The sequence below is a fragment of the Streptomyces malaysiensis subsp. samsunensis genome, assembly GCF_024519315.1.
Taxonomy (GTDB): domain Bacteria; phylum Actinomycetota; class Actinomycetes; order Streptomycetales; family Streptomycetaceae; genus Streptomyces; species Streptomyces malaysiensis.
Genome location: NZ_JANIIC010000058.1, coordinates 1 through 21,021 on the forward strand (window position 1 = coordinate 1; position 21,021 = coordinate 21,021).

The following is a 21,021-nucleotide window of genomic DNA, read 5'->3' on the forward strand; positions in this document are numbered from 1 at the left end:
CACGCGGCGGAGCCCCGCACGCGGCGGAGCCCCGCACGCGGCGGAGCCCCGCATGCCGCGGAGCCGCATATCGATGCCGTCGGAAGAACCGGGCCGGAAGCCGGAGGCAAAGCCCGGTCTGAAGCCGCGCTGAAGGCCGGGCCGGAAACCCCGAAAAGCCGGACCGGAAGTGGAACCTCCCCCCGCCCAGGCGACTCCTCATCGGTGGAGGCGCCGTACCGGGACAGGCCCTCATGACCGCCCCGCCCCCTTCCGGCCCCTCGAGGGCCGGATCCGAAACCCCCCACAGGGGTCGGGGCGGTCCGGGGCCCGGGGCCGAAGCGCCCCGGAGGGGAGCCGAGCGCCGGGGAAAAGTACTCTCGGGAGACATGACGCACAGCACGAGTGACCACACCGCCGGGCAGCCGGTGACGCCGGGAGAGACCGAGGCCATCGACCCGGCCGTCCTCGACGAGCTGACCCGGTTGCGCGACAGCATCGACAACATCGACGCGGCCGTGGTCCATATGCTTGCCGAGCGCTTCAAATGCACCCAGCAGGTCGGCCACCTCAAGGCCGCCCACCGGCTCCCCCCGGCCGACCCGGCCCGGGAGGCGCGCCAGATCACCCGGCTGCGGCAGCTCGCCGAGAGCGCCAAGCTGGACCCCGGCTTCGCCGAGAAGCTGCTCAACTTCATCATCGCCGAGGTCATCCGGCACCACGAGACCATCGCCCGCTCCGGCAAGGGCTCCGAGGGCGCACTCCGGTAGTGCGCCCGACGACTCCGGTAGTGCGCCCGGGCGGCCGTCCGCGCCGGGGAACCACTTCCCACGCGTGTGCGGCCCACCGCACGTAGGGCAGCATGTCCCCATGTCCGTACTGACGCGCGAGGAAGCGCAGATCCGAGCCCGCCTGATCGAGGTCCACCGCTACACCATCGACCTCGACCTCACCCGCGGGGAGGAGCTCTTCGGCTCCACCACGACCATCCGCTTCAGCGCGCGCCAGGCGGGCGCGGACACCTTCGCCGAGCTCATGCCGGCCGCACTCCACCGCGCCGTACTCGACGGCCGTGAGCTCGACCTCACCGGCGAGACCGCCGAGGCGCTCGCGGGCGGCCGGCTGCCGCTCACCGGCCTCGACGAGGGCGAGCACGAGCTGCGCGTCGAGACGGACATGCGCTACTCCCACACCGGTGAGGGCATGCACCGCTTCACCGACCCCGCCGACGGCGAGACGTACCTCTACACCATGTGCTGCATGTCGGACGCGAACGACGTCTTCGCCGCGTTCGACCAGCCCGACCTCAAGGCCGTCTTCGACGTCCGCGTCACCGCCCCGCCCGAGTGGACCGTCCTCGGCAACGGCGTCGCCACCCGCGTCGGCGCCCCCGCCGAGGGCCGCTGGCAGCTCGCGCCCACCCCGCCCATCAGCACCTATCTGATGGCCCTGGCCGCCGGCCCGTACCACTCGGTGCGCACCGAGCACGCCGGACTCCCCTTCGGGCTGCATGTCCGCCGCTCGCTCGCGCCCCACCTGGAGGCCGACGCCGACGAGCTCTTCGAGATCACCCGGCGCTGTTTCGACCGCTACCACGAGATCTTCGAGGAGCCCTACCCCTTCGACTCCTACGACCAGGCGTTCGTCCCCGAGTTCAACTCGGGTGCCATGGAGAACCCGGGCCTGGTCACCTTCCGTGATGAATTCGTCTTCCGCTCCGCCGTCACCGACGCCGAGCGCCAGACCCGCGCCATGGTCATCGCGCATGAGATGGCCCATATGTGGTTCGGCGACCTCGTCACCATGAAGTGGTGGGACGACATCTGGCTGAACGAGTCCTTCGCCGAGTACATGGGCTACCAGATCCTCACCGAGACCACCCGCTACACCGACACCTGGGCCGACTTCGGCGTCCGCCGCAAGAACTGGGGCTACGACGCCGACCAGCGCCCCTCCACCCACCCGGTCGCCCCCGCGCCCGAGCTGGTCCCCGACACCGCCGCCGCCCGCCTCAACTTCGACGGCATCTCCTACGCCAAGGGCGCCTCCGCGCTGCGCCAGCTCGTCACCTGGCTCGGTGAGAAGACCTTCCTCGACGGCATCAACGACCACTTCACCCGGCACCGCTTCGGCAACGCCACCCTCGCCGACTTCATCGACTCCCTCGCCCGCTCCTCCGGCCGCGACGTCCACGCCTGGGCCGACCGCTGGCTGCGCACCACCGGCGTCGACACCCTCGCCCCCGTCGTCACCGCCAACGGCGACCGCTGGAGCGTCGAGATCCGCCACCAGGGCGGCGGCCCGGACGGGGACGCTCCCACCCGGCGCCCGCACCGCATCGCCATCGGCCTCTACGACCACGCGCCCGCCGCCCCGCACCAGCTGGTCCTGCGCGAACGCGTCGAGGCCGAGCTCGACGGCGCCGAACCCGGCCTCAGCCTCTCCTTCACCGGGCCCCGCCCCGATCTGCTGCTGCTCAACGACGGCGACCTCACCTACACCAAGATCCGGCTCGACCCCGGCTCCTGGAAGGCCGTCCACCGCGCCCTGTCCGGCCTCCCCGACGCCGTCGGCCGCGCCGTGGTCTGGAACGCCGCCCGCGACATGGTGCGCGACGGCGACCTCCCGCCCACCGACTACCTCGACGCCGCCCGCGCCCATCTGCCGCACGAGACCGACATAGCGATCGTCCAGGGCGTCCTCGCCTTCGCCCGCACCCAGATCGCCGACCACTACCTCCCCGCGGAGCGCCGCCCCGCCGCCCTGGCCACCATCAGCGCCACCTGCCGCGATCTGCTGCGCCGCACCGAGGACGGCTCCGGGGACGGGCTGCGGCTCGCCGCCGTACGCACCTTCATCGGCAGCGCCACCGCGCCCGCCGAGCTCAGCGACTGGCTCGACGGCGACACCGTCCCCGGCGGCCCCGCCCTCGACCCCGAACTGCGCTGGCAGATCCTCGGCCGCCTCGCCGTCCTCGGCGCCGTCGGCCCCGCCGACATCGACGCCGAACTCGCCCGCGACTCCAGCGCCACCGGCCAGGAGGGCGCCGCCCGCTGCCGGGCCGCCCTGCCGGACGCCGCCGCCAAGGAGGCCGCCTGGCGGACCCTCTTCGAGGCCGAGGAGGACGGCCGGGAGGGCGAGGAGCAGCCGGGCGAGCTCTCCAACTACCTGGTCACCGCGACCGTCGCCGGGTTCTGGCAGCCCGAGCACCACGACGTCCTCGCCGACTATGTGCCGCGCTACTTCCCGGCCGCCGTCGCGCTGGGCGCCCGTCGAGGCCCCGCCATCGCCGACACCGTCGCCCGCTTCGGCTTCCCGAGCACCGTGGACGCCGAAACCCTGCGCCTGGGCGAGGAGTGCCTCGCCTCCCCCGACGCCGTACCCTCCCTCCGCCGCCGACTCGCCGACCAGATCGACGACCTGCGGCGCGCCCTGCGCGTACGGGAGAAGCAGGGGGAGTAGCCACCCCGGGCGTGGGGTGGCGGGGCGCCTGCTCGCCCCGCCACCCCGCCGTCGTCCGGGCCGCCCACCGACGCGACCCGGACGACACCGGGGCAACGGCGGCCCGGGTCGGGTCGGCAGGCTACGTCACGGAATGGCCAGGACGAGTGGTCGGCTCGTGCCGCAGACTGATGGGCATGGAACGAGGAACGCGCCGGTGGACACTGACGGTTGACGGGGAGGGGTTCGACGTCCATGAGCGCCCCGGCGAACCCGGGACGTACGACTTCACCTGGCTCACCGGGCCCGATCCCGGATACGGCTTCACCACCGGTGTGCACGGAGCCGACTCCTTGAGCACGCGGGAACTGGAGGCGGCCGCACGGGACTTCCTCGGCCAGGTGGACCCCGAGACGGGGCACATCGAGTAACCGATCGGGCCGGACGAGGCGGCGAGCGAGGGGCGGCCCGACCCCGCGGATCAATCCGCGCGGCCGGGCTGTACCACGTATGGGTGCACTTCCCGCCGACCCCGGATCCGACGGTTGGCGCGCGAAGTAATTTAGGCAGCCCTGACCGCCGCCCGACCGCTTCCACCTGCCCGACTCCCAGACACCCCCTAGGGGCACACCCATGCCCGTGCCCGCATCCGGAACCGCCCGCCTCCTCGCCGGGGGCCATGGCGGACCGGGGGCGCTCCGCCCGATGGTCGACACCGTCCTCGACGCCCTCGCTCACGGCGCCGCCGACCGCGGTGGGCCGCTCCCGTCCGGGGGGCCGGCCGCGGTGGCCCGGCGGATACGCGATGCGGCCCGGCCGCTCATCCCCGACGAGGGGGAGGGGCCCGACCACGCGCTGCGCACCCTCGTCCGTGCCCTCGCCTACGGCGCCGCCGACCCCGCCGACCCCCGCTGCACCGCCCATCTGCACTGTCCGCCGCTCGCCGTCGCCACCGCCGCCGACCTCGCGGTCTCCGCCCTCAACCCCTCACTCGACTCCTGGGACCAGGCCCCGGCCGCCTGTGCGCTGGAGGCGCTCACCTGCCGCGCCCTGGCCGAGCTCGTCCACCCCCACGGCCCCGCCCCCGACGCCCTCGTCACCACCGGCGGCACCGAATCGAACCATCTCGCCCTGCTCTTCGCCCGGGAACAGGCCCGCGCCCGCGATACCGCCCGCCCTCACGACACGGCCCGCCCTCACGACACCGCCCCCACCCACGACACCGTCCCCGCCCGTGAAACGGCCCATGCTCCGGACGCCGCCCCGGCCGCCCGTGGGACGGCCCCCGGCGTACGCGGGGCCGGGCCGCGGCGTATGGGCGGGCCGGGGCCGCTGCGCGTGGTGTGTGGCGGCAACGCCCACCACAGCATCCACCGCGCCGCCTGGCTCCTCGGGCTCCCCGCGCCGCACACCCTCCCCACCCCCACCGGCGTCCTCGACCCGGCCGCGCTCCACACCGCCCTCGACCGGCTGCCGGACGCCCCCACCCTCGTCGTCGCCACCGCCGGTACCACCGACACCGGAGCCATCGACCCGCTCCCCGAGATTGCCGATGTATGCGACCACCACGCCGCCACCCTCCACATCGACGCCGCCTACGGCGCGCCTCTGCTCTTCAGCGACACCCTCCACAAGCGGCTCCACGGACTCGACCGCGCCCATACCGTCGCCCTCGATCTGCACAAGCTCGGCTGGCAGCCGGTCGCCGCGGGCCTCCTCGCCGTCCCCGACGGCGCCGCGCTCGCCCCTCTGGCCCACCGGGCCGACTACCTCAACGCCGACGACGACACCGAAGCGGGCCTGCCCGATCTGCTCGGCCGCTCCCTGCGCACCTCCCGTCGCCCCGACATCTTCAAGATCGCCGTGACCCTGCGGGCGCTCGGCCGACGCGGCCTCGGCGACCTCGTCGACCATGTCTGCGCGGCCGCCCAGCACCTCGCCGATCTCATCGAGACCCGCCCCGGGCTCCAGCTCTACGCCCGCCCCACCCTCAGCACCGTCCTCTTCCGCCCCACCGGGGCAGGGCCCGCCGCCGTGGCCGCGCTGCGCCGCCGCCTGCTCCACCACGGCGCGGCCGTCCTCGGCCGTGCCACCACCCCCGAGGGGCTGTGGCTGAAGGCCACCGTTCTCAACCCGCATATCCAGCCCGGCGATCTGCGCGGGCTGCTCGAACTCGTGGAAGGCAACACCACCCCATGAGCACCGCACAACCCCCCAGCCCCGCCGCCGATCCCGCTCTCGACGCGGGGTCCGCCCCCGACGCGGAGCCCACCGCCGCCGGGCCCGCCACCGCCGCCGACCGGCCCGCGGACCTGGCCGGTATCGGCGTCGGCCCGTTCAACCTCTCCCTCGCCGCCCTCGCCCACGGCGTCCCCGCCCTGCGCACCGCCTTCTACGAACAGCGACCCGCCTTCCACTGGCACCCCGGCCTCCTCATCGACGGCGCGACCGTCCAAGTCCCCTTCCTCGCCGATCTGGTGACCCTCGCCGACCCCGGCAGCCCCTGGACCTTCCTCCAGTACCTCAAGGCCCATGAGCGGCTCTTCCCCTTCTACGTCGCCGAGCGCTTCCATATCGAGCGCGCCGAGTACGACGCCTACTGCCGCTGGGTCAGCCAGCAGCTCCCCGGGCTCCACTTCGACCACCGCGTCGACGCCGTGCGCTGGGACCACGAATACGAGCTGTTCGAAATCGACTTCACCCGGCTCGGCCCGGCCGGGGCCGCCGATGCCCACCCCCACGCGCCCGCCACCGCCGGGACCGACGAGGAGGGCCGGACCCTCGGCCGCGCCTACGCCCGCAACCTCGTCCTCGGCGTCGGCACCGAACCGTATGTCCCCGAGCCTCTGCGCCCCTTGGCCGACGCCCCCAACGTCCCCGTCCTCCACTCCTCCGACTATCTCGAACACCGCGAGCGGCTCCTGGCCACCGGCCATGTCACCGTCATCGGCTCCGGCCAGTCCGGCGCCGAGGTCTTCCTGGACCTGCTGCGCAATCGCCCCCTCGGCGCCGAAGGGCTCCACTGGCTGGCCCGCACCCCCGCCTTCGCGCCCATGGAGTACGGCAAGCTGGGCCTGGAGCAGTTCAGCCCCGACTACACCCGCTACTTCCACACCCTGTCCGAGCCCGTCCGCGATCAGCTGCTGCCCCGCCAGTGGCAGCTCTACAAGGGCATCGCCCACGAGACCCTCGACGCCATCCACCACGAGCTCTACCGCCGCGCCCTCCACTCCGACGGCTGGCCCGGCGCCGTTCTCACCCCCGGTGTCAGCGTCCGGACCGCCGGCCGTATCGCCGCCGCCCGCCTCGAACTCCACCTGGAACACATCGAGCAGGGCACCCGGGCCCGGCACACCACCGAGGCCGTCGTCCTCGCCACCGGCTACCGCGAGCGCCGTGTCGACACCCTCCTCGCCGCCCTCGACCCCTACATCCGCCGGGACGCCTCCGAGCGCCCCCGCGTCGACGCCGACCACCGCCTGGTCCTCGACCCCATGATCAAGGGCGCGGTGTACGTCCAGAACGCCGAGCGCCACACCCATGGCGTCGGCGCCCCCGACCTCGGCCTCGCCGCCTGGCGCTCCGCCACCATCCTCAACTCGCTGCTCGCGGAGCCCGCTTACCCGCTGCCGTCCCGCACCGCGTTCACCGCCTTCGGCCTCCAGCCGTCGGGGCGGTGCGGGAGCGTCATCGGCAGCCCGCACCTCCCCGACCAGCGCACCCCCCTCAACGCCGGAAGGAACTAGAATAACTGGAATAATTAGGACAACTGGAACACCGGAGCGCCGTCGCGGGTCAGCTTCCAGTCCACCGTCCCGAACCGCGACACATCGATCGTCCCCTTCGCCTGCACCCAGGCGATGATCGTGTTCCGGATCTCCTCCGAATTGGCCCACACCTGCTTCGCGGTGGCCACATGCGGGAAGTTGCCGCCCCCGCTCGCCCGGTAGTTGTTGACCGCCAGCACGAACTGCGCCTTCTCGTCGATCGGCTTGCCGTCGAAGCTCAGCCCCACGATCCGCGACCCCGGCGCCTTCGCGATGTCGATCTCGTAGGTGAGGCCGCCGACCGCGTCGTAGTTGTAGTCCGGGGTGCCCGAGGCGTTCGTCAGCTTGGCCGGGTCCACATCGCCGCCCGCCGGGGTCTGGACGTAGTAGCGGGCCGAGAACTCCAGATAGTCCTTGAGCTGGGCGCCGGTCAGCACCCGCGCCTCCAGGGTGTTCTCGAACGGATACAACCCCGCCACCTGCCGGATCGTGACCTCCCCGGCCGGGATCGCCGCCGTACGGGAGAAGCAGGACGCCTGCGAGAGCACCGGCAGCGCCGCGTACTCCGTCCCCGCCAGCGCCGCCTTCACCGTCTCCGACTGCACATGGTTGATGAAGTCGACGATCGGCGCGTCCTTGTAGGGCGCCTCGGTCGCCGCCATCGCCTCCGAGCAGGTGCCGATCACCTGGTTCACATAGCCGACGACCTTCTCGTGCTCATCGCCGAGCAGCCGCACGATCCGCGGGTCCTCCTCGGCCGTGCTGGAGTTCAGCACCTTCGCCGACACCGACGCCACCTGCCAGCGGCCCCGCTCCCACTCCAGCTCGAAGTCGAAGAGGGTGAGCCGCTGACCCCACTTGAGCGGCTCGGACAGCACGACCTCGCGTCCGGTCTCCTTGTTGACCACCCGCGACTCGGGTATCTCCAGATGCGCGTGGCCCACCAGGATCGCGTCGATCCCCGCCACCTGCTCGGCCACCAGCGCCGCCGCGTTCTCCACATGGGGCACCTGGTCGCCGTAGCTGGAGGTGCCGCTGGTCCCCGAATGCGCCGAGACGATCACCACGTCCGCGCCCATCGACCGCAGCCGCGGCACCCACTTCGCGGCCTGCTCCTCCAGGCCCGGGAAGGTCATCTTCCCCTGCACATTGACCTTGTCCCAGATCGCGATGCCCGGATTGGTCAGCCCCAGCACCGCCACCTTCACATCCCGTCCGAACGGGGTGCGCAGCCGGGTCATCCAGTACGGCGGGAAGGCGGGCCGCAGCGTCCTGGCGTCCAGCGCGTTCGCCCCCAGCAGCGGGAATTCGCACTGCTCCTCGAACTTCCGCAGCACCGGGATGCCGTAGTTGAACTCGTGGTTGCCCAGCGCCGCAGCGTCATAGCCGATCGCGTTCATGGCCTGCGCCATCGGGTGCACCGGGCCGTTCGCCCCGGTGATCGGGTCCACCCTGGCGTAGTAGTACGACAGCTGGGTGCCCTGGATGGTGTCACCCGCGTCGATCAGCAGCGTATTGCGGCGCCCCTTCTCCTTCCGGACCTGGTCGACCAGTGTGGAGATCTTCGCCAGGCCCACATCGTTGTGCGCCGAGTCGTCGAACTCGGCGTCGGTGAAGTAGTCCCAGTTGAAGACGTTGCCGTGCAGATCGGTGGTGCCCATCACGGTGAAGGCGTACCGCCGCGGGGGGCGCTCATGGCCCCTCGCCTCGGCCGGGACGGTGGCCGCGGCGGCGGCGAGGGCGGCCCCCGCGCTGGTCGCCGCGGTGCGGCCGAGGAACTTCCGACGGTTGAGCGGCATGGCTGATCTCCCCTGAGATACCTGCGAAATGGGCACAACGCGCGTAGATTCTGGCCCAGCCGTACCGCTCCGCACCACCCCCGGCAGGTTGCGATCGGGTTGCCGGCCGGCTCCACCCGCCGCCTGCCCGGCATCCTTGAGGGATGGTCAAACGACATCTGCGCGTTGGCGCGTACGCCGTCTGCGTCGAGGACGGAAAGATCCTCCTCGCCCGCTGGGCCGGGGGCGAGGGCAAGCAGTGGACGCTGCCCGGCGGCGGCCTCCAGCACGGCGAGGACCCGTACGACGCGGCGGTGCGCGAGGTCGAGGAGGAGACCGGCTACACCGTCGAGATCGAACAGCTGCTCGGCATCGACACCCTCCACCAGCGCCACCCGCGATGGCTGACCCACGACGCGGACTTCCACGGGGTGCGGATCGTCTACGCCGCCCGGGTCACCGGCGGCGAACTGCGACATGAGGTGAACGGCTCCACCGACCTGGCCGCCTGGATCGAGCTGGACCGGATGGCCGACCTCGACCGCTCACGGCTCGTGGACACCGCGCTCGCCCTCGACGCCGAGCGCCCGCCCCACGGCCGGGTCATCCCACCCCGCTGAGGGCCGGGTCATCCCACCCCGCCGAGGGGCCGGGCGCCGTACGCTCCGAACACCACCCCTCGTACATCCGGACCAGGAGCCGCCATGGACCAGCCCGCCGAGTCCGCCCAGCCCGCCGAGTCCGCCCAGCCCGGCCCGCCGCCGTGGCCCGGCGCCGCCTCCGTGCCCTACGGCACCCCCGACACCCCGCGCGTCGCCGTCCGGGGCGAGGCGGTCCTGGAGGTCGACCCCGAGATCGCCCGGCTCACCATCACCGTCAGCGCCCGCGGCGTCGACCGGCGCGCCGCGCTCGACGACCTCACCCGCCGTAACAACCAGGTCCTCGCGCTGGTGAAGCCCTACGGCGAAGCGGTCGAGAAGCTGGAGACCGGCGCCTTCTCGGTCACCCCCGAGATCAGCCCCAAGGGCCGCCACGAGCGCGTACGGGCCTACCACGGCCGGGTGCACCTCACCGCGACCCTCGGCGACTTCACCGCCCTGGGCGAGCTCACCAGCTGCCTGGCCGACCTCGACCTCACCCGTGTCGACGGCCCCTGGTGGGGGCTGCGCCCCGACTCGCCCGCCTACGGCAGGGCCCGGCAGCAGGCGGTGCGCGAGGCGGTGCAGCGGGCCCGGGAGTACGCCGGGGCGCTCGGCGCCCGGCTGGTGGCGCTCACCGAGCTCGCCGATCTCGAGGCCGAGCAGGGCCCGCTCCAGCCCGTGGCCGTCGCCGCCCCGCGCACCCGGTCCGGTTACGGCGGTCCCGCCGAACGGGAGCCCGCCGCGCTCGACCTCGAACCGCAGCGCCAGACGGTGTACGCGCATGTCAACGCGCGCTTCACCATGACCCCTCCCGAGCTCTGAAAACGCCCTCCGTTCGAGCCCTGAAGCCACCCTCCGGAACGCTCATCGGAGCACCCCTGCGCACGTTTCATTAGTTGTCAATAACTTGCCATCCAAAGGCCATGGAGGAGTGTGAAGTTCTCGGTTCTTTACTCACCGGTAAGTCATAGGCTCGACACCATGCGCCGAGCAAAAATCGTCTGTACTTTGGGACCCGCCACCGACTCGTACGAGCAGATCAAGGCACTCATCGAGGCCGGAATGGATGTGGCCCGCTTCAACCTCAGCCACGGCACCTATGCCGAGCACGAGGAGCGTTATCGGCGAGTGCGCAAAGCCTCGCTGGAAACCGGCCGCAGCGTCGGCATCCTCGCCGACCTTCAAGGCCCGAAGATTCGGCTCGGCCGTTTCCGTGAAGGTCCCGTGCTCCTTGAACGCGGGGACGAGTTCATCATCACCGTCGAGCCCATCGAGGGCGACCGGTTCCGCTGTGGCACCACCTACGAGGGGCTGGCCGGCGACGTCAGCAAGGGTGAGCGGATCCTCGTCGACGACGGCCGGGTCACCCTCGAGGTCGTCGACATCGACGGTCCCCGGGTGCACACCATCGCCATCGAGGGCGGGATGATCTCCGACCACAAGGGGCTCAACCTCCCCGGTGTGGCCGTCTCCGTCCCCGCGATGTCCAAGAAGGACATCGAGGACCTGCGCTGGGCGCTGCGCATCGGCGCCGATGTCATCGCCCTCTCCTTCGTCCGCAACGGCAACGACATCGTGGATGTCCACCGGGTGATGGACGAGGAGGACCGCCGGCTCCCCGTCATCGCCAAGATCGAGAAGCCGCAGGCGGTGGAGAACCTCGAAGGGATCGTCGACGCCTTCGACGGCATCATGGTCGCCCGCGGCGACCTCGGCGTGGAGATGCCGCTGGAGCAGGTGCCGATCGTCCAGAAGCGCGCGATCAAGCTGGCCAAGCGGAACGCCAAGCCGGTGATCGTCGCGACCCAGATGCTCGACTCGATGATCGAGAACTCCCGCCCCACCCGGGCGGAGGCGTCCGACGTCGCCAACGCGGTCATCGACGGCACGGACGCGGTGATGCTCTCGGGCGAGACCAGTGTCGGCAAGTACCCGATCGTGACGGTCAAGACGATGGGCCGCATCGTCGCCGCCGCCGAGGAGGACATCCTCGCCAAGGGCCTGCCCCCGCTGACCGAGCGCAGCAAGCCCCGCACCCAGGGCGGCGCGGTGGCCCGCGCGGCGGCCGAGATGGGCGACTTCCTCGGCGCGAAGTTCCTCGTCGCCTTCACCCAGTCCGGCGACACCGTGCGCCGCCTCTCCCGCTACCGCTCCCCGATCCCGCTCCTGGCCTTCACCCCGGAGCCGGGCACCCGCTCCCAGCTCAATCTGACCTGGGGCGTGGAGACCTTCCTCGGCCCGATGGTCGACTCCACGGACGAGATGGTGGCCCAGGTGGACGAGGAACTGCTGCGCCTCGGCCGCTGCCGCAAGGGTGACCTGGTCATCATCACCGCGGGCTCCCCGCCCGGTGTCTCCGGCTCCACCAACCTGGTCCGCGTCCACCACATCGGCGCGGACGATCTGAGGTAGCCGAGCCTCGCTCCTCGGGGCCGAAGTACTGGGCTCAGTACTTCGGCCCGACGTGCTTGTCCATGAGGGCGACGGAGGCGCGGCGGGCGACCGAGATGTTGAACGGATCGCTGCCTCGGGCGAGGGTCGTCCACTCGACGCCGACCTTGGTGAGGGTGTCGGAGCAGAGCTTGCGGATGTCGTCGGACTTGTTGGTGAAGAAGTACCTGGGGTACTCGTAGCGCTTGCGCTCACCCGCGACGAGGCGGGTGGTCCAGTTGGTGATGCGGCAGCCGTCAGAGTGGAAGAGCCCACGGATGAACTTCCACGGGTGTGCGTCCACGATCGACTGTTGCCAGGGCTCCAGCGCTATGAGGCGGTCATGCTTTTTGCCCGGTCCATGCTGCGGGAACACGCACCACAGGTGTTTGGAGTAGACCTTCACACTGCGGCAGCCTGGTCTGCGTGCCTGGCAGACTGAGTTGTCAGGGAAGACCCTACGCATCGCTGCTTTGCACTCATCTATGAGCCCTGGCCATGATTCGCTACACGCGATCATGAGGCTTGGTGCGCGATGCTGGGAGTACTGGATGATGTGGCCATCCCCGAGATATAAGCCGAGTAGATACGCGTAGGCCGCGTGATCGAGTTCCCGGCCGTCGCAGCGCGGACATGGCCGGTGGGTTTTGCCGGGGAGCGTGCCGTGTCGCGCACGATTGAGATGGAGCCAGTGGCCGATCGTCCCTACTGGTACGCCGAGTTCTCGGGCAACGTCCGCGTTCCTGACCCCCGACCGCAGTAGCATGATTGCCTTCTGCTGGACTTCAGTGCCATGCGTATGCATGGCATAACTCTGTGCTACAGCATCCGGTCAGGGAGTCGAATGCCCAAGGTCCACGCGAAGATGGAAGTCCGCTTAGTGTGATTTGTGCCGGGTGCGGGATTCGAACCCGCATGTCCTTTCGGACAGATGTGTTTGAGACATCCGCGTAAGCCATTCCGCCAACCCGGCGAGGTTGCTGATCAGCAGTGTACCGGGTGACCGCCGGGCGTTGCAGCTAGGTAGGCTCAGTGTGCAGCACCTGCCAGGAACGAGGAGCCCCGTGAGCGCCACCGAGCCCGTCGACGAGCAGTCGCACATTCCGCCGCACACCACTCGCGTCGTCATCGCCGAGGACGAGGCGCTCATCCGCCTCGACCTGAAGGAGATGCTCGAAGAGGAGGGGTACTCCGTCGTCGGCGAGGCGGGCGATGGTGAGACGGCTGTCGCGCTCGCCCAGGAGCACCGCCCCGACCTCGTCATCCTCGATGTGAAGATGCCGGTTCTCGACGGCATCTCCGCCGCCGAGCGGATCGCGGCCGACCGTATCGCCCCCGTTCTGATGCTGACCGCCTTCTCCCAGCGTGAGCTGGTCGAGCGGGCCCGGGACGCCGGGGCGATGGCGTATCTGGTGAAGCCGTTCAGCAAGAGCGATGTGGTCCCGGCCATCGAGATGGCCGTCTCCCGCTTCACCGAGCTGAAAACCCTGGAGCTGGAGGTCGCCGACCTCTCCCAGCGGCTGGAGACCCGCAAGCTGGTCGACCGGGCCAAGAGCATTCTCCAGACGCAGTACGGGCTGACCGAGCCCGCCGCGTTCCGCTGGATCCAGAAGACCTCGATGGACCGCCGGCTGTCGATGCAGCAGGTGGCCGAGGCCGTCATCGAGGACGCGACGGAGAAGAAGGCCGCCAAGGAGCAGTAGGAAGAGGTAACGGAACGAAGGGGCCCGTACCGCCGAGACGGCGGTACGGGCCCCTTCCGTTCGCGTAAGCCATTGGCCAAGCCGTCGGTTCCCGGCCCTCAGTCCTCGCCGAGGTACGCCTTCCGCACCGACTCGTCGTGCAGCAGCGCCTCGCCCGTCCCGGACAGCACGATATTGCCGATCTCCATCACATGGCCCTGGTCGGCCAGCGACAGGGCCGCCTGGGCGTTCTGCTCGACCAGCAGGATCGTCGTGCCTTCGGCCTTGAGCTCGGCGATGGTGTGCATGATCTTCTGCATCATGATCGGCGAGAGGCCCATCGAGGGCTCGTCGAGCATCAGCAGCTTGGGACGGGACATCAGCGCCCGCCCCATCGCGAGCATCTGCTGCTCACCGCCGGAGAGGGTGCCGGCCGCCTGGTTGCGGCGTTCGCCGAGGATGGGGAAGAGGTCGTACGCCTTGCGGATATCGGCGGCTATGCCGTCCGCGTCCTTTCGGAGAAACGCTCCGAGCTGGAGGTTCTCGGCGATCGACAGCCGCGGGAAGATATGCCGCCCCTCGGGCGAGTGGGCCAGGCCCAGGGCGACGATCTTGTGCGCGGGGACGCCCGTCAGCGGTTTGCCGTCGAAGCGGATCTCCCCGCCGAGCGGCTGGAGCAGACCGGACAGGGTGCGCAGTGTGGTGGTCTTGCCCGCGCCGTTGGTACCGATGAGGGTGACTACCTGGCCGGCCTCGACGCTGAACGAGATTCCCTTGACGGCCTCGATCTTGCCGTAGGCGACCCGGAGGTCCTCGACCTCGAGCAGTGCGGTCACTGTCCGTCCTCCGTACGTGCTGTGGTGCCCCGCTGGGCTTCGTCCGGCGTCGCCCCCGTCGTGGCCCCGGCCTCCGCGGCCTCGACCTCGGCGGCCTCCTCCGCGCCCGGCGCGCCCTCGAAGGGGGTGCCGAGGTAGGCGGCGACGACGCGTTCATCGCTCTGGACGACGTCCGAGGTGCCCTCGATGAGCTTCTCGCCCTGGACGAGCACGGCGACCCGGTCGCAGAGGTTGAAGATGAAGCGCATGTCGTGCTCGATGACGAGCACGGCGGTGCCCAGGTCCCGGATGGCGAAGACCAGTTCCTCGGTGGCGCGGGTCTCCTGGGGGTTCATTCCGGCGGTGGGCTCGTCGAGCAGCAGCAGCCCGGGGTCGCTGGCGAGGGCGCGTGCGATCTCCAGCTTGCGCTGTTCGCCGTAGGGGAGGTTGCGGGAGAGGTGGTCGGCCTTGTCGGCGAGGCCGATGAACTCCAGGAGCTCCATGGCGCGGGTCTTGGAGGCGGCCTCGGCGCGCTTGAAGCCGGGACCGCGCAGGAGGGCCGACCACAGGCCCTCCTTGGTGCGGGTGTGGCGGCCGACGAGGACGTTCTCCAGGACCGTCATATTGGCGAAGAGCCGGATGTTCTGGAAGGTGCGGGCGATGCCGGCCTGGGTGACGAGGTGGGGCTTGGGCGGCAGCACGGTGCCCCGGTAGGCGACGCTGCCCTCGGTGGGCACGTAGAGACCGGTGAGGCAGTTGAAGAAGGTGGTCTTGCCCGCGCCGTTGGGCCCGATGAGGCCGACGATCTCGCCGGGGTGGACTTCGAGATTGACGGAGCGTACGGCCGTGAGACCGCCGAAGCGCATGGTGACGCCGGTGGCGGTGAGCACGGGGGAGGTCGTGGTGGTGGTCATCTCTGTCATGCCTCCGCCTTGGTGACGCCGACGGCACCGTCCTTGAGTCCGGTCGCGCCGGGGACGTCGAGCTGACCGGTCTCGTGGTACTCGAGCTGCTGCCGCCGGTTGGGGACGATTCCCTCGGGGCGGAAGCGCATCAGCAGGATGAGCGCGATACCGAAGGCGAGGAGCTGGTAGTCCTGGAGGAATTCCAGTTTCTTGGGGATCAGGTAGAGCAGGGTGGCGCCGAGCAGCGGGCCGCCGATGGTGCCCATGCCGCCGAGGATGACGGCGGCGACCAGGAAGGTGGAGTTGGGCGGTACGGGGCCGGCGAAGACGTACTGCTCGGGCACGACGGTGGACTGGAAGTGGGCCCATACGGCGCCGGCGACTCCGGCGAGGGTGGCGCCGAGCGCGAAGGCGATGAGCTTGACCCGGAATCCGTTGATGCCCATGGCGGTGGCGGCGGTCTCGTCCTCGCGGATGGCGACCCAGGCGCGGCCGATACGGGAGTTGCCCGCACGGCTGAAGATCAGCACGACGAGGATGGTGACCAGCAGCATCAGCAGGTAGTAGTTGCCGTTGGAGTCGAGGCTGAGCCCGGCGAAGCTGTGGTCGTCGTTGAAGTTGAACCCGAAGATCTCCAGCGGGGGGATGTTCGGGATGCCGTCGGGGCCGTTGGTGACCGACGGACCGGAGGTGCCGTCGAGGTTCAGCATGGCGAGGCGGAAGATCTCCCCGAACCCGAGGGTGACGATGGCGAGATAGTCGCCGCGCAGCCGCAGGGTGGGGGCGCCGATGACCACGCCGAAGATCAGGGAGACCACACCGCCGGTGATCACGGCGGCCCAGAAGGGGAACCTGACGTCGAGGGTCGAGGCGGTGGAACCGGAGACCAGGGCGGCGGTGTAGGCGCCGACGCCGAGGAAGGCGACATAACCGAGGTCGAGCAGGCCCGCGAGGCCGACAACGATGTTCAGGCCGAGGGCGACGGTCGCGAAGATCGCGATGTTGACGCCGAGTTCGGTGAAGCTGGACTTGTCCTGGAAGAACGGGAAGACGATCGCGGTGATCAGCGCCGCGACCAGGGTGGTGGAGCGGTAGGCGCTGGTGAGCTCGCTGATCCGGCTGACCAGCCCGGCCTTGACGAGCGCCACGGCGGCGAACCCGACGGCGATGAGATAGCCGATGAACGGCTCGGGGTGGTCGGCGTCGGTCTGGATGCCGTAGTTGACCACGTAGAGGCCGAGGGCGAAGACCGCCGCGATGATCAGGATCTCGGCCCAGGAGGGCAGCTCCTTGGGACGGCGCAGCTGTCGGCTGTCGTCCGGGAGCAGAAAGGTGGTGGCCACCGGGACGGCGGTCACCACGGCGGCGATCCAGCCGCCGGGTTCGAGGTTCACCAGGCCGTCCAGGTCCACGGCGATGGAGATGACGGTGAACCAGGTGACGGCGAAGGTGCCGAGGGCCAGCATCCGCAGGGCCTGGGTGGAGCCGCTGGGGGTCAGCCAGCGCAGGCCCTTCAGGTCCAGGGCGGCCAGCGCGAAGACGCCGGTGGCGATTCCGAGGACGAGGGTGAGGAGCTGGAGTCCGCCGGGGTAGCCGTAGACGGTCAGATCGCCGGGGAATTCCGCGGTCCAGGTCCAGGCGAGGAAGGTGGAGGCGACCGCGGCGGCGCCGCCGGCCGCGGTGAGGACGCGGAGCAGAGTGGTGCGCGGGGCGGTGGCGCCGCCCTGGGCCTCGCTCACGGCGGTGGGCTGGGTCTTGTCGGTGGTCATCGGTTCACTCCCTCAGGCCCGGTCCGCTACGCGTTCGCCGAGCAGACCCTGTGGCCTGACCAGCAGGACGACGATGAGCAGGGTAAAGGCCCATACGTCCTTCCAGGCGCCGCCGCCGAGCTGGTCCATCCCGGGGATGTCCTGGATGTACTTGATGGCCAGGGCCTCGACGATGCCGAGGACGACGCCGCCGAGCATGGCGCCGTAGATGTTGCCGATACCGCCGAGCACGGCGGCGGTGAACGCCTTCAGACCGGCGATGAAGCCCATCTCGAAGTTGATCTGGCCGTACTTGAGCCCGTGGGAGAGGGCGGCGACGGCGGCGAACGCACCGCCGATGGCGAAGGCCATCACGATGATGCGGTCGGTGTTGATGCCCATGAGCTTGGCGGTGTCGGGGTCCTGGGCGGTGGCCTGCATGGCACGGCCGGCACGGCTCTTGGAGACGAACAGCCCGAGGGCGAGCATGCACAGCGGGGCGGCTATGAGCAGGAAGGCATCGCCGCGCTGGATCTGGAGATTGCTGAAGATCTCGAACGAGGAGCCTTCGAACTGCGGGAAGCTGCGGGGCTTCTTGGCGTCGGGGTAGAAGGCCCAGACCGCCTGCTGGAGCGCGATGGACAGACCGATCGCGGTGATCAGGGGCGCCAGCCGGGGGCCGCCGCGCAGGGGCCGGTAGGCGAAGCGTTCCGCCGCGGTGGCGATGGCGACCGAGGCGATCACGCCGCCGATGAGCATCAGGGGCAGTGCGAGGGAGAGCGCGGTGCCGCTTGGCAGCCAGATGTAGATGGTGAGGGCCCCGAAGCCCCCGATCATGAAGATCTCGCCATGGGCGAAGTTGATGAGCTGGACGATGCCGTAGACCATGGTGTACCCGATGGCGATCAAGCCGTAGAGGGCGCCAAGGGTCAGGCCGTTGACCAGCGTTTGCGGCAGTTCGTGCACCGCAGGGCCTCCGATGAGCGTGTCGGATATGACGCCGCGCGAGGGCGATGGTGTACGCCCTCGCGCGGATTCGTTTCGTGGGTATGGATCGCTGCCGGGGGTCAGTCCTTGAAGGTTTCGCTCTTCACGGACTTCCAGGCGCCCTTGGTGACCTTGTAGACGGTCAGCTGCTTGTTGGTGGTGTCGCCGTACTGGTCGAAGGAGACCTTGCCGGTGACGCCGTCGAAGGAGACCTTGCCGAGCGCCTCGGTGACCTTGGCGCGGGCGTCGTCCGGGAGCTTGCCGTCGTTGTCCTCGACGACGGCCTTGACGGCCTGGATGATGGCCCAGCCGGCGTCGTAGGAGTAGCCGCCGTAGGCCGCGTACGGGTCCTTGTAGTGCTGGTCACCGTAGTTCTTCACGAACGTCTTGGCGGAGTCGAGCTGCTCCACCGGGTAGCCGACGGAGGTGGCGAGGTCGCCGTCGTTGCTGGTGCCCGACGCCTTGATGAAGGCGGGGTCGTAGATGCCGTCGCCGCCCATGATCGGGACCTGTGCGCCGGCCTGCTTGACCTGGTCGGAGAGCAGCCCGCCCTCGGGGTACTGACCGCCGAAGTAGACCGAGTCGGCGCCGGAGGACTTGACCTTGTTGGAGATGCCGGAGAAGTCGGTCTCCTTGACGGTCAGGTGGTCCCGGCCGACGACCTTGCCGCCCAGGCGCTTGAACTCCTGGGCGAAGATGGTGGCGAGGCCGTTGCCGTACGCCTGCTTGTCGTCGATGACGAAGACCTTCCGCTTCTTCGCGTCTTTGTAGTAGTACTGCGCGGCGAAGCGGCCCTGGATGATGTCCGTGGTCGCGGTGCGGAAGTAGGTCTTGAAGGGGCGCGACTTCTTGCCCGAGGCCCAGTCGTCGCCCTGGCTGAGGGCCGGGTTGGTATTGGCGGGGGAGACCTGGGCGAGGTCGGCTCTGTCGAAGACGCCCTGCATGGACTGGGCGACGCCCGAGTTCAGCGGCCCGACCGCCCCGAGGATCTCCTCGTCGTCGACCATCGAGGTCGCGTTCTGCTTGCCGGAGGAGGGCACCGCCTGGTCGTCGAAGGACTTGACCTTGAAGGTGACCCCGTCGACCTCGTTGTTCTTGTTGGCTATCTTCGCCGCGAGGTCGACGGAGTTCTTGATGCCCTGGCCGAGAGCGGACAGCGAGCCGGTGAGCGGAGCGTCGACACCGATGACCACGGTCGTCTTGCTGTCCTTGCCGCCACTGTCGTCTTTGTTGTCCCTCGACCCGCAGGCGCTGAGGGTGAGGGCTCCCGCAGTGATCGCGGTCGTCATGATGAGCAAGGAACGGTGTCGCACGAGGAATCCTTTCGCTGGCCCGGCACCCGGCGTTGAAGGGGTGCCGTGTCCTCGCCGGATGAACCTGGATTGCCGTGCGGGTGCGGCGTACACCCCACGGGGCCGTGACTGGCTGTGACTATAAGCGCGGGGTGCGACCGGGGGCAGAGGTCTAGACGATGATGTGACTGTCTTGTTATGACGCGCGTCACCCCGGCATGTCCGTGTAGCGGAATGTAAGGGACGAATAGGGTGGATACGGGCCAATCGTTAAGTCCGGATCCTGAGAAGGTGCAGTTCCGCTAAGGAGTGCGGGGGAGCGGTGAAAGATGCGCGGGGTGCCCTGCGTGGATGAGCACGGAGGGATCAAATTCGGGGATGCCGCAGGTGCCGAAAACGCAATCTCATATTGCGTCAGTGTTACGGAGTGTTACAGCCGCCCATGCCCGTTCGGGCATCGGCCCGGGCCCTGGGCGGGCGTCACGGGCGGGGTTACGCCCGGTGCGGCTCGGGTCGGCTCAGGTCGGCGGGCGCCAGTTCTCGGAGCTGTGCGTGGCGCCGTTCGCGGCCGCGCAGCGGCGCTCGGTCAGGCGCTTGATCAGCGCTTTGGCGGCGGGGGTGCCATGCCGCCTCCGCTCGGCGCGCGCGGCCTGGACGATCTCGTCGTAGATCTCGTACTGCTCGTTGGAGAGCCCCTTCTGCTCCCAGTCGAGCCCGGCCCAGTGGCTGCCCGCGAGGTCCTGTTCGGCCCAGTAGGAGATGAGGTCGGCACACATCCGCACGGGTGAAGGCGTTCGTGGCGCAGGGCTGTTGGGGCGGCGGTGGGGCGCGGAGCCGTCGCTGGAACGGCCGGGCCCGCCGGAGTCATGGGGTCCGCCGGAACCGGAGCCGCCGCATCCGGTCAGTGTCACGGCGAGTACGAGAGCGCATCCATAGGCGGCGGGCCATGAACCCGCCCGGGTCGTTGCCCCCATGGGCGGTCACGGTAGACCCGGCCCACCGGGGGGACAACGGCTCGGTGGCGCCGTGAGTCAGCCCTCGTGGCGCTCCTTGGCCTCGGTGACCTCGGCGACCGTCTTGGCCCGGCCGTCGCCGTCGATCTCGCGCAGCAGGCAGGTGAGGCGGGCGGTGCACACTCGCCGGTCCTGCTCATCGCTGATGACGATCTCGTAGGTGGCGGTGGAGCGGCCCCGGTGGACGGGGGTGGCGACGCCGGTGACCGCACCCGAGCGGACGCCCCGGTGGTGGGTGCAGTTGAGGTCGACGCCGACCGCGATCCGTCCGCTGCCGCCGTGGAGCATCGAGCCCACCGAACCCAGGGTCTCGGCCAGCACGGCGGAGGCTCCGCCGTGCAGCAGCCCGTACGGCTGGGTGTTGCCCTCCACGGGCATGGTGCCCACGACGCGCTCGGCAGAGGCTTCGAGGATCCGCACGCCCATACGGGTGCCGAGGTGCCCGGCGGAGAACAGCGCGGGAAGATCCACGCCGAGCGCCGCGTACTCGTCGAGTACCTCTTGCGGGAACTTCACGCTGGTCTGCTCGCCCATCGGGACCGG

The 21,021-nt window shown here is 70.1% G+C and carries 18 protein-coding genes and 1 tRNA gene; 9 read left to right on the top strand and 10 right to left on the bottom strand.

The window, feature by feature from the left end; all coding sequences use genetic code 11:
- Nucleotides 1–368 precede the first annotated feature (368 nt).
- From NQU54_RS36925 to NQU54_RS36945, 5 genes are all read left to right on the top strand, one after another.
- On the top strand, nucleotides 369–749 hold the full coding sequence (locus NQU54_RS36925) for a chorismate mutase (protein WP_257634819.1): 381 nt from the start codon (nucleotides 369–371) through the stop codon (nucleotides 747–749).
- A gap of 100 nt (nucleotides 750–849) precedes the next feature.
- The gene (pepN, locus tag NQU54_RS36930; RefSeq protein ID WP_257634820.1) at nucleotides 850–3,441 is read left to right on the top strand and encodes an aminopeptidase N; all 2,592 of its coding nucleotides are present in this window, start codon (nucleotides 850–852) and stop codon (nucleotides 3,439–3,441) included.
- A gap of 176 nt (nucleotides 3,442–3,617) precedes the next feature.
- On the top strand, nucleotides 3,618–3,851 hold the full coding sequence (locus NQU54_RS36935) for a hypothetical protein (RefSeq protein ID WP_257634821.1): 234 nt from the start codon (nucleotides 3,618–3,620) through the stop codon (nucleotides 3,849–3,851).
- A gap of 202 nt (nucleotides 3,852–4,053) precedes the next feature.
- Nucleotides 4,054–5,619, top strand: a complete 1,566-nt coding sequence (locus NQU54_RS36940) for a pyridoxal phosphate-dependent decarboxylase family protein (RefSeq protein WP_257634822.1) — start codon at nucleotides 4,054–4,056, stop codon at nucleotides 5,617–5,619.
- Entirely contained in the window at nucleotides 5,616–7,166 is a 1,551-nt protein-coding gene (locus NQU54_RS36945) for a lysine N(6)-hydroxylase/L-ornithine N(5)-oxygenase family protein (RefSeq protein WP_257634823.1), read from the top strand. The genes NQU54_RS36940 and NQU54_RS36945 overlap by 4 nt, the downstream gene beginning before the upstream one ends.
- A 14-nt stretch (nucleotides 7,167–7,180) precedes the next feature.
- On the opposite strand, the gene NQU54_RS36950 is transcribed toward NQU54_RS36945, so the two are convergent.
- On the bottom strand, nucleotides 7,181–8,986 hold the full coding sequence (locus tag NQU54_RS36950; protein WP_257634824.1) for a bifunctional metallophosphatase/5'-nucleotidase: 1,806 nt from the start codon (nucleotides 8,984–8,986) through the stop codon (nucleotides 7,181–7,183).
- Nucleotides 8,987–9,129: 143 nt separating this feature from the next.
- Here NQU54_RS36950 and NQU54_RS36955 point away from each other — a divergent pair, with 143 nt between their 5' ends.
- From NQU54_RS36955 to pyk, 3 genes are all read left to right on the top strand, one after another.
- On the top strand, nucleotides 9,130–9,585 hold the full coding sequence (locus tag NQU54_RS36955) for an NUDIX hydrolase (RefSeq protein ID WP_257634825.1): 456 nt from the start codon (nucleotides 9,130–9,132) through the stop codon (nucleotides 9,583–9,585).
- 84 nt (nucleotides 9,586–9,669) lie between these two features.
- Nucleotides 9,670–10,428: an SIMPL domain-containing protein gene (locus NQU54_RS36960; RefSeq protein ID WP_257634826.1), complete on the top strand. Its 759-nt coding sequence runs from the start codon at nucleotides 9,670–9,672 to the stop codon at nucleotides 10,426–10,428.
- A 159-nt stretch (nucleotides 10,429–10,587) separates the two neighbouring features.
- A complete protein-coding gene (pyk, locus tag NQU54_RS36965; protein ID WP_069870043.1) occupies nucleotides 10,588–12,018 on the top strand; it encodes a pyruvate kinase in 1,431 nt (476 codons plus the stop codon).
- Between the two features lie 34 nt (nucleotides 12,019–12,052).
- Here pyk and NQU54_RS36970 read toward each other — a convergent pair whose 3' ends face one another.
- A complete protein-coding gene (locus NQU54_RS36970; protein WP_257634827.1) occupies nucleotides 12,053–12,841 on the bottom strand; it encodes a sigma-70 region 4 domain-containing protein in 789 nt (262 codons plus the stop codon).
- Nucleotides 12,842–12,926: 85 nt separating this feature from the next.
- Nucleotides 12,927–13,009 (bottom strand) — tRNA-Leu (locus tag NQU54_RS36975).
- Between the two features lie 91 nt (nucleotides 13,010–13,100).
- Here NQU54_RS36975 and NQU54_RS36980 point away from each other — a divergent pair.
- A complete protein-coding gene (locus tag NQU54_RS36980) occupies nucleotides 13,101–13,739 on the top strand; it encodes an ANTAR domain-containing response regulator (RefSeq protein ID WP_257634828.1) in 639 nt (212 codons plus the stop codon).
- 98 nt (nucleotides 13,740–13,837) lie between these two features.
- Here NQU54_RS36980 and NQU54_RS36985 read toward each other — a convergent pair whose 3' ends face one another.
- The 7 genes from NQU54_RS36985 to NQU54_RS37015 form a co-directional block, all read right to left on the bottom strand.
- A complete protein-coding gene (locus NQU54_RS36985) occupies nucleotides 13,838–14,554 on the bottom strand; it encodes an ABC transporter ATP-binding protein (RefSeq protein ID WP_257634829.1) in 717 nt (238 codons plus the stop codon).
- A complete protein-coding gene (locus NQU54_RS36990; RefSeq protein WP_102934287.1) occupies nucleotides 14,551–15,456 on the bottom strand; it encodes an ABC transporter ATP-binding protein in 906 nt (301 codons plus the stop codon). Before NQU54_RS36990 ends, NQU54_RS36985 begins: the two co-directional genes overlap by 4 nt.
- Nucleotides 15,453–17,207: a branched-chain amino acid ABC transporter permease gene (locus NQU54_RS36995; RefSeq protein ID WP_257634830.1), complete on the bottom strand. Its 1,755-nt coding sequence runs from the start codon at nucleotides 17,205–17,207 to the stop codon at nucleotides 15,453–15,455. Before NQU54_RS36995 ends, NQU54_RS36990 begins: the two co-directional genes overlap by 4 nt.
- Nucleotides 17,208–17,219: 12 nt before the next feature.
- Entirely contained in the window at nucleotides 17,220–18,152 is a 933-nt protein-coding gene (locus NQU54_RS37000) for a branched-chain amino acid ABC transporter permease (protein ID WP_069870033.1), read from the bottom strand.
- A 101-nt stretch (nucleotides 18,153–18,253) separates the two neighbouring features.
- Nucleotides 18,254–19,486: a branched-chain amino acid ABC transporter substrate-binding protein gene (locus NQU54_RS37005; RefSeq protein WP_069870031.1), complete on the bottom strand. Its 1,233-nt coding sequence runs from the start codon at nucleotides 19,484–19,486 to the stop codon at nucleotides 18,254–18,256.
- Between the two features lie 497 nt (nucleotides 19,487–19,983).
- The gene (locus NQU54_RS37010; RefSeq protein ID WP_257634831.1) at nucleotides 19,984–20,241 is read right to left on the bottom strand and encodes a hypothetical protein; all 258 of its coding nucleotides are present in this window, start codon (nucleotides 20,239–20,241) and stop codon (nucleotides 19,984–19,986) included.
- 255 nt (nucleotides 20,242–20,496) lie between these two features.
- Nucleotides 20,497–21,012, bottom strand: coding sequence for a hotdog fold thioesterase (locus NQU54_RS37015; RefSeq protein WP_257634832.1), 516 nt, complete (start codon nucleotides 21,010–21,012; stop codon nucleotides 20,497–20,499).
- Between the last annotated feature and the right edge of the window lie 9 nt (nucleotides 21,013–21,021).

What these genes read in the sequence shown, in the direction of transcription:
- NQU54_RS36970 (WP_257634827.1), bottom strand. Translation starts at nt 12,841, where the DNA reads ATGCATACGCATGGCACTGAAGTCCAGCAGAAGGCAATCATGCTACTG.
- NQU54_RS36940 (WP_257634822.1), top strand. Translation starts at nt 4,054, where the DNA reads ATGCCCGTGCCCGCATCCGGAACCGCCCGCCTCCTCGCCGGGGGCCAT.
- NQU54_RS37015 (WP_257634832.1), bottom strand. Translation starts at nt 21,012, where the DNA reads ATGGGCGAGCAGACCAGCGTGAAGTTCCCGCAAGAGGTACTCGACGAG.
- pepN (WP_257634820.1), top strand. Translation starts at nt 850, where the DNA reads ATGTCCGTACTGACGCGCGAGGAAGCGCAGATCCGAGCCCGCCTGATC.
- NQU54_RS36935 (WP_257634821.1), top strand. Translation starts at nt 3,618, where the DNA reads ATGGAACGAGGAACGCGCCGGTGGACACTGACGGTTGACGGGGAGGGG.
- NQU54_RS37010 (WP_257634831.1), bottom strand. Translation starts at nt 20,241, where the DNA reads ATGTGTGCCGACCTCATCTCCTACTGGGCCGAACAGGACCTCGCGGGC.
- NQU54_RS36955 (WP_257634825.1), top strand. Translation starts at nt 9,130, where the DNA reads ATGGTCAAACGACATCTGCGCGTTGGCGCGTACGCCGTCTGCGTCGAG.
- NQU54_RS36995 (WP_257634830.1), bottom strand. Translation starts at nt 17,207, where the DNA reads ATGACCACCGACAAGACCCAGCCCACCGCCGTGAGCGAGGCCCAGGGC.
- NQU54_RS36990 (WP_102934287.1), bottom strand. Translation starts at nt 15,456, where the DNA reads ATGACAGAGATGACCACCACCACGACCTCCCCCGTGCTCACCGCCACC.
- NQU54_RS36945 (WP_257634823.1), top strand. Translation starts at nt 5,616, where the DNA reads ATGAGCACCGCACAACCCCCCAGCCCCGCCGCCGATCCCGCTCTCGAC.
- pyk (WP_069870043.1), top strand. Translation starts at nt 10,588, where the DNA reads ATGCGCCGAGCAAAAATCGTCTGTACTTTGGGACCCGCCACCGACTCG.
- NQU54_RS36925 (WP_257634819.1), top strand. Translation starts at nt 369, where the DNA reads ATGACGCACAGCACGAGTGACCACACCGCCGGGCAGCCGGTGACGCCG.
- NQU54_RS36960 (WP_257634826.1), top strand. Translation starts at nt 9,670, where the DNA reads ATGGACCAGCCCGCCGAGTCCGCCCAGCCCGCCGAGTCCGCCCAGCCC.
- NQU54_RS36950 (WP_257634824.1), bottom strand. Translation starts at nt 8,986, where the DNA reads ATGCCGCTCAACCGTCGGAAGTTCCTCGGCCGCACCGCGGCGACCAGC.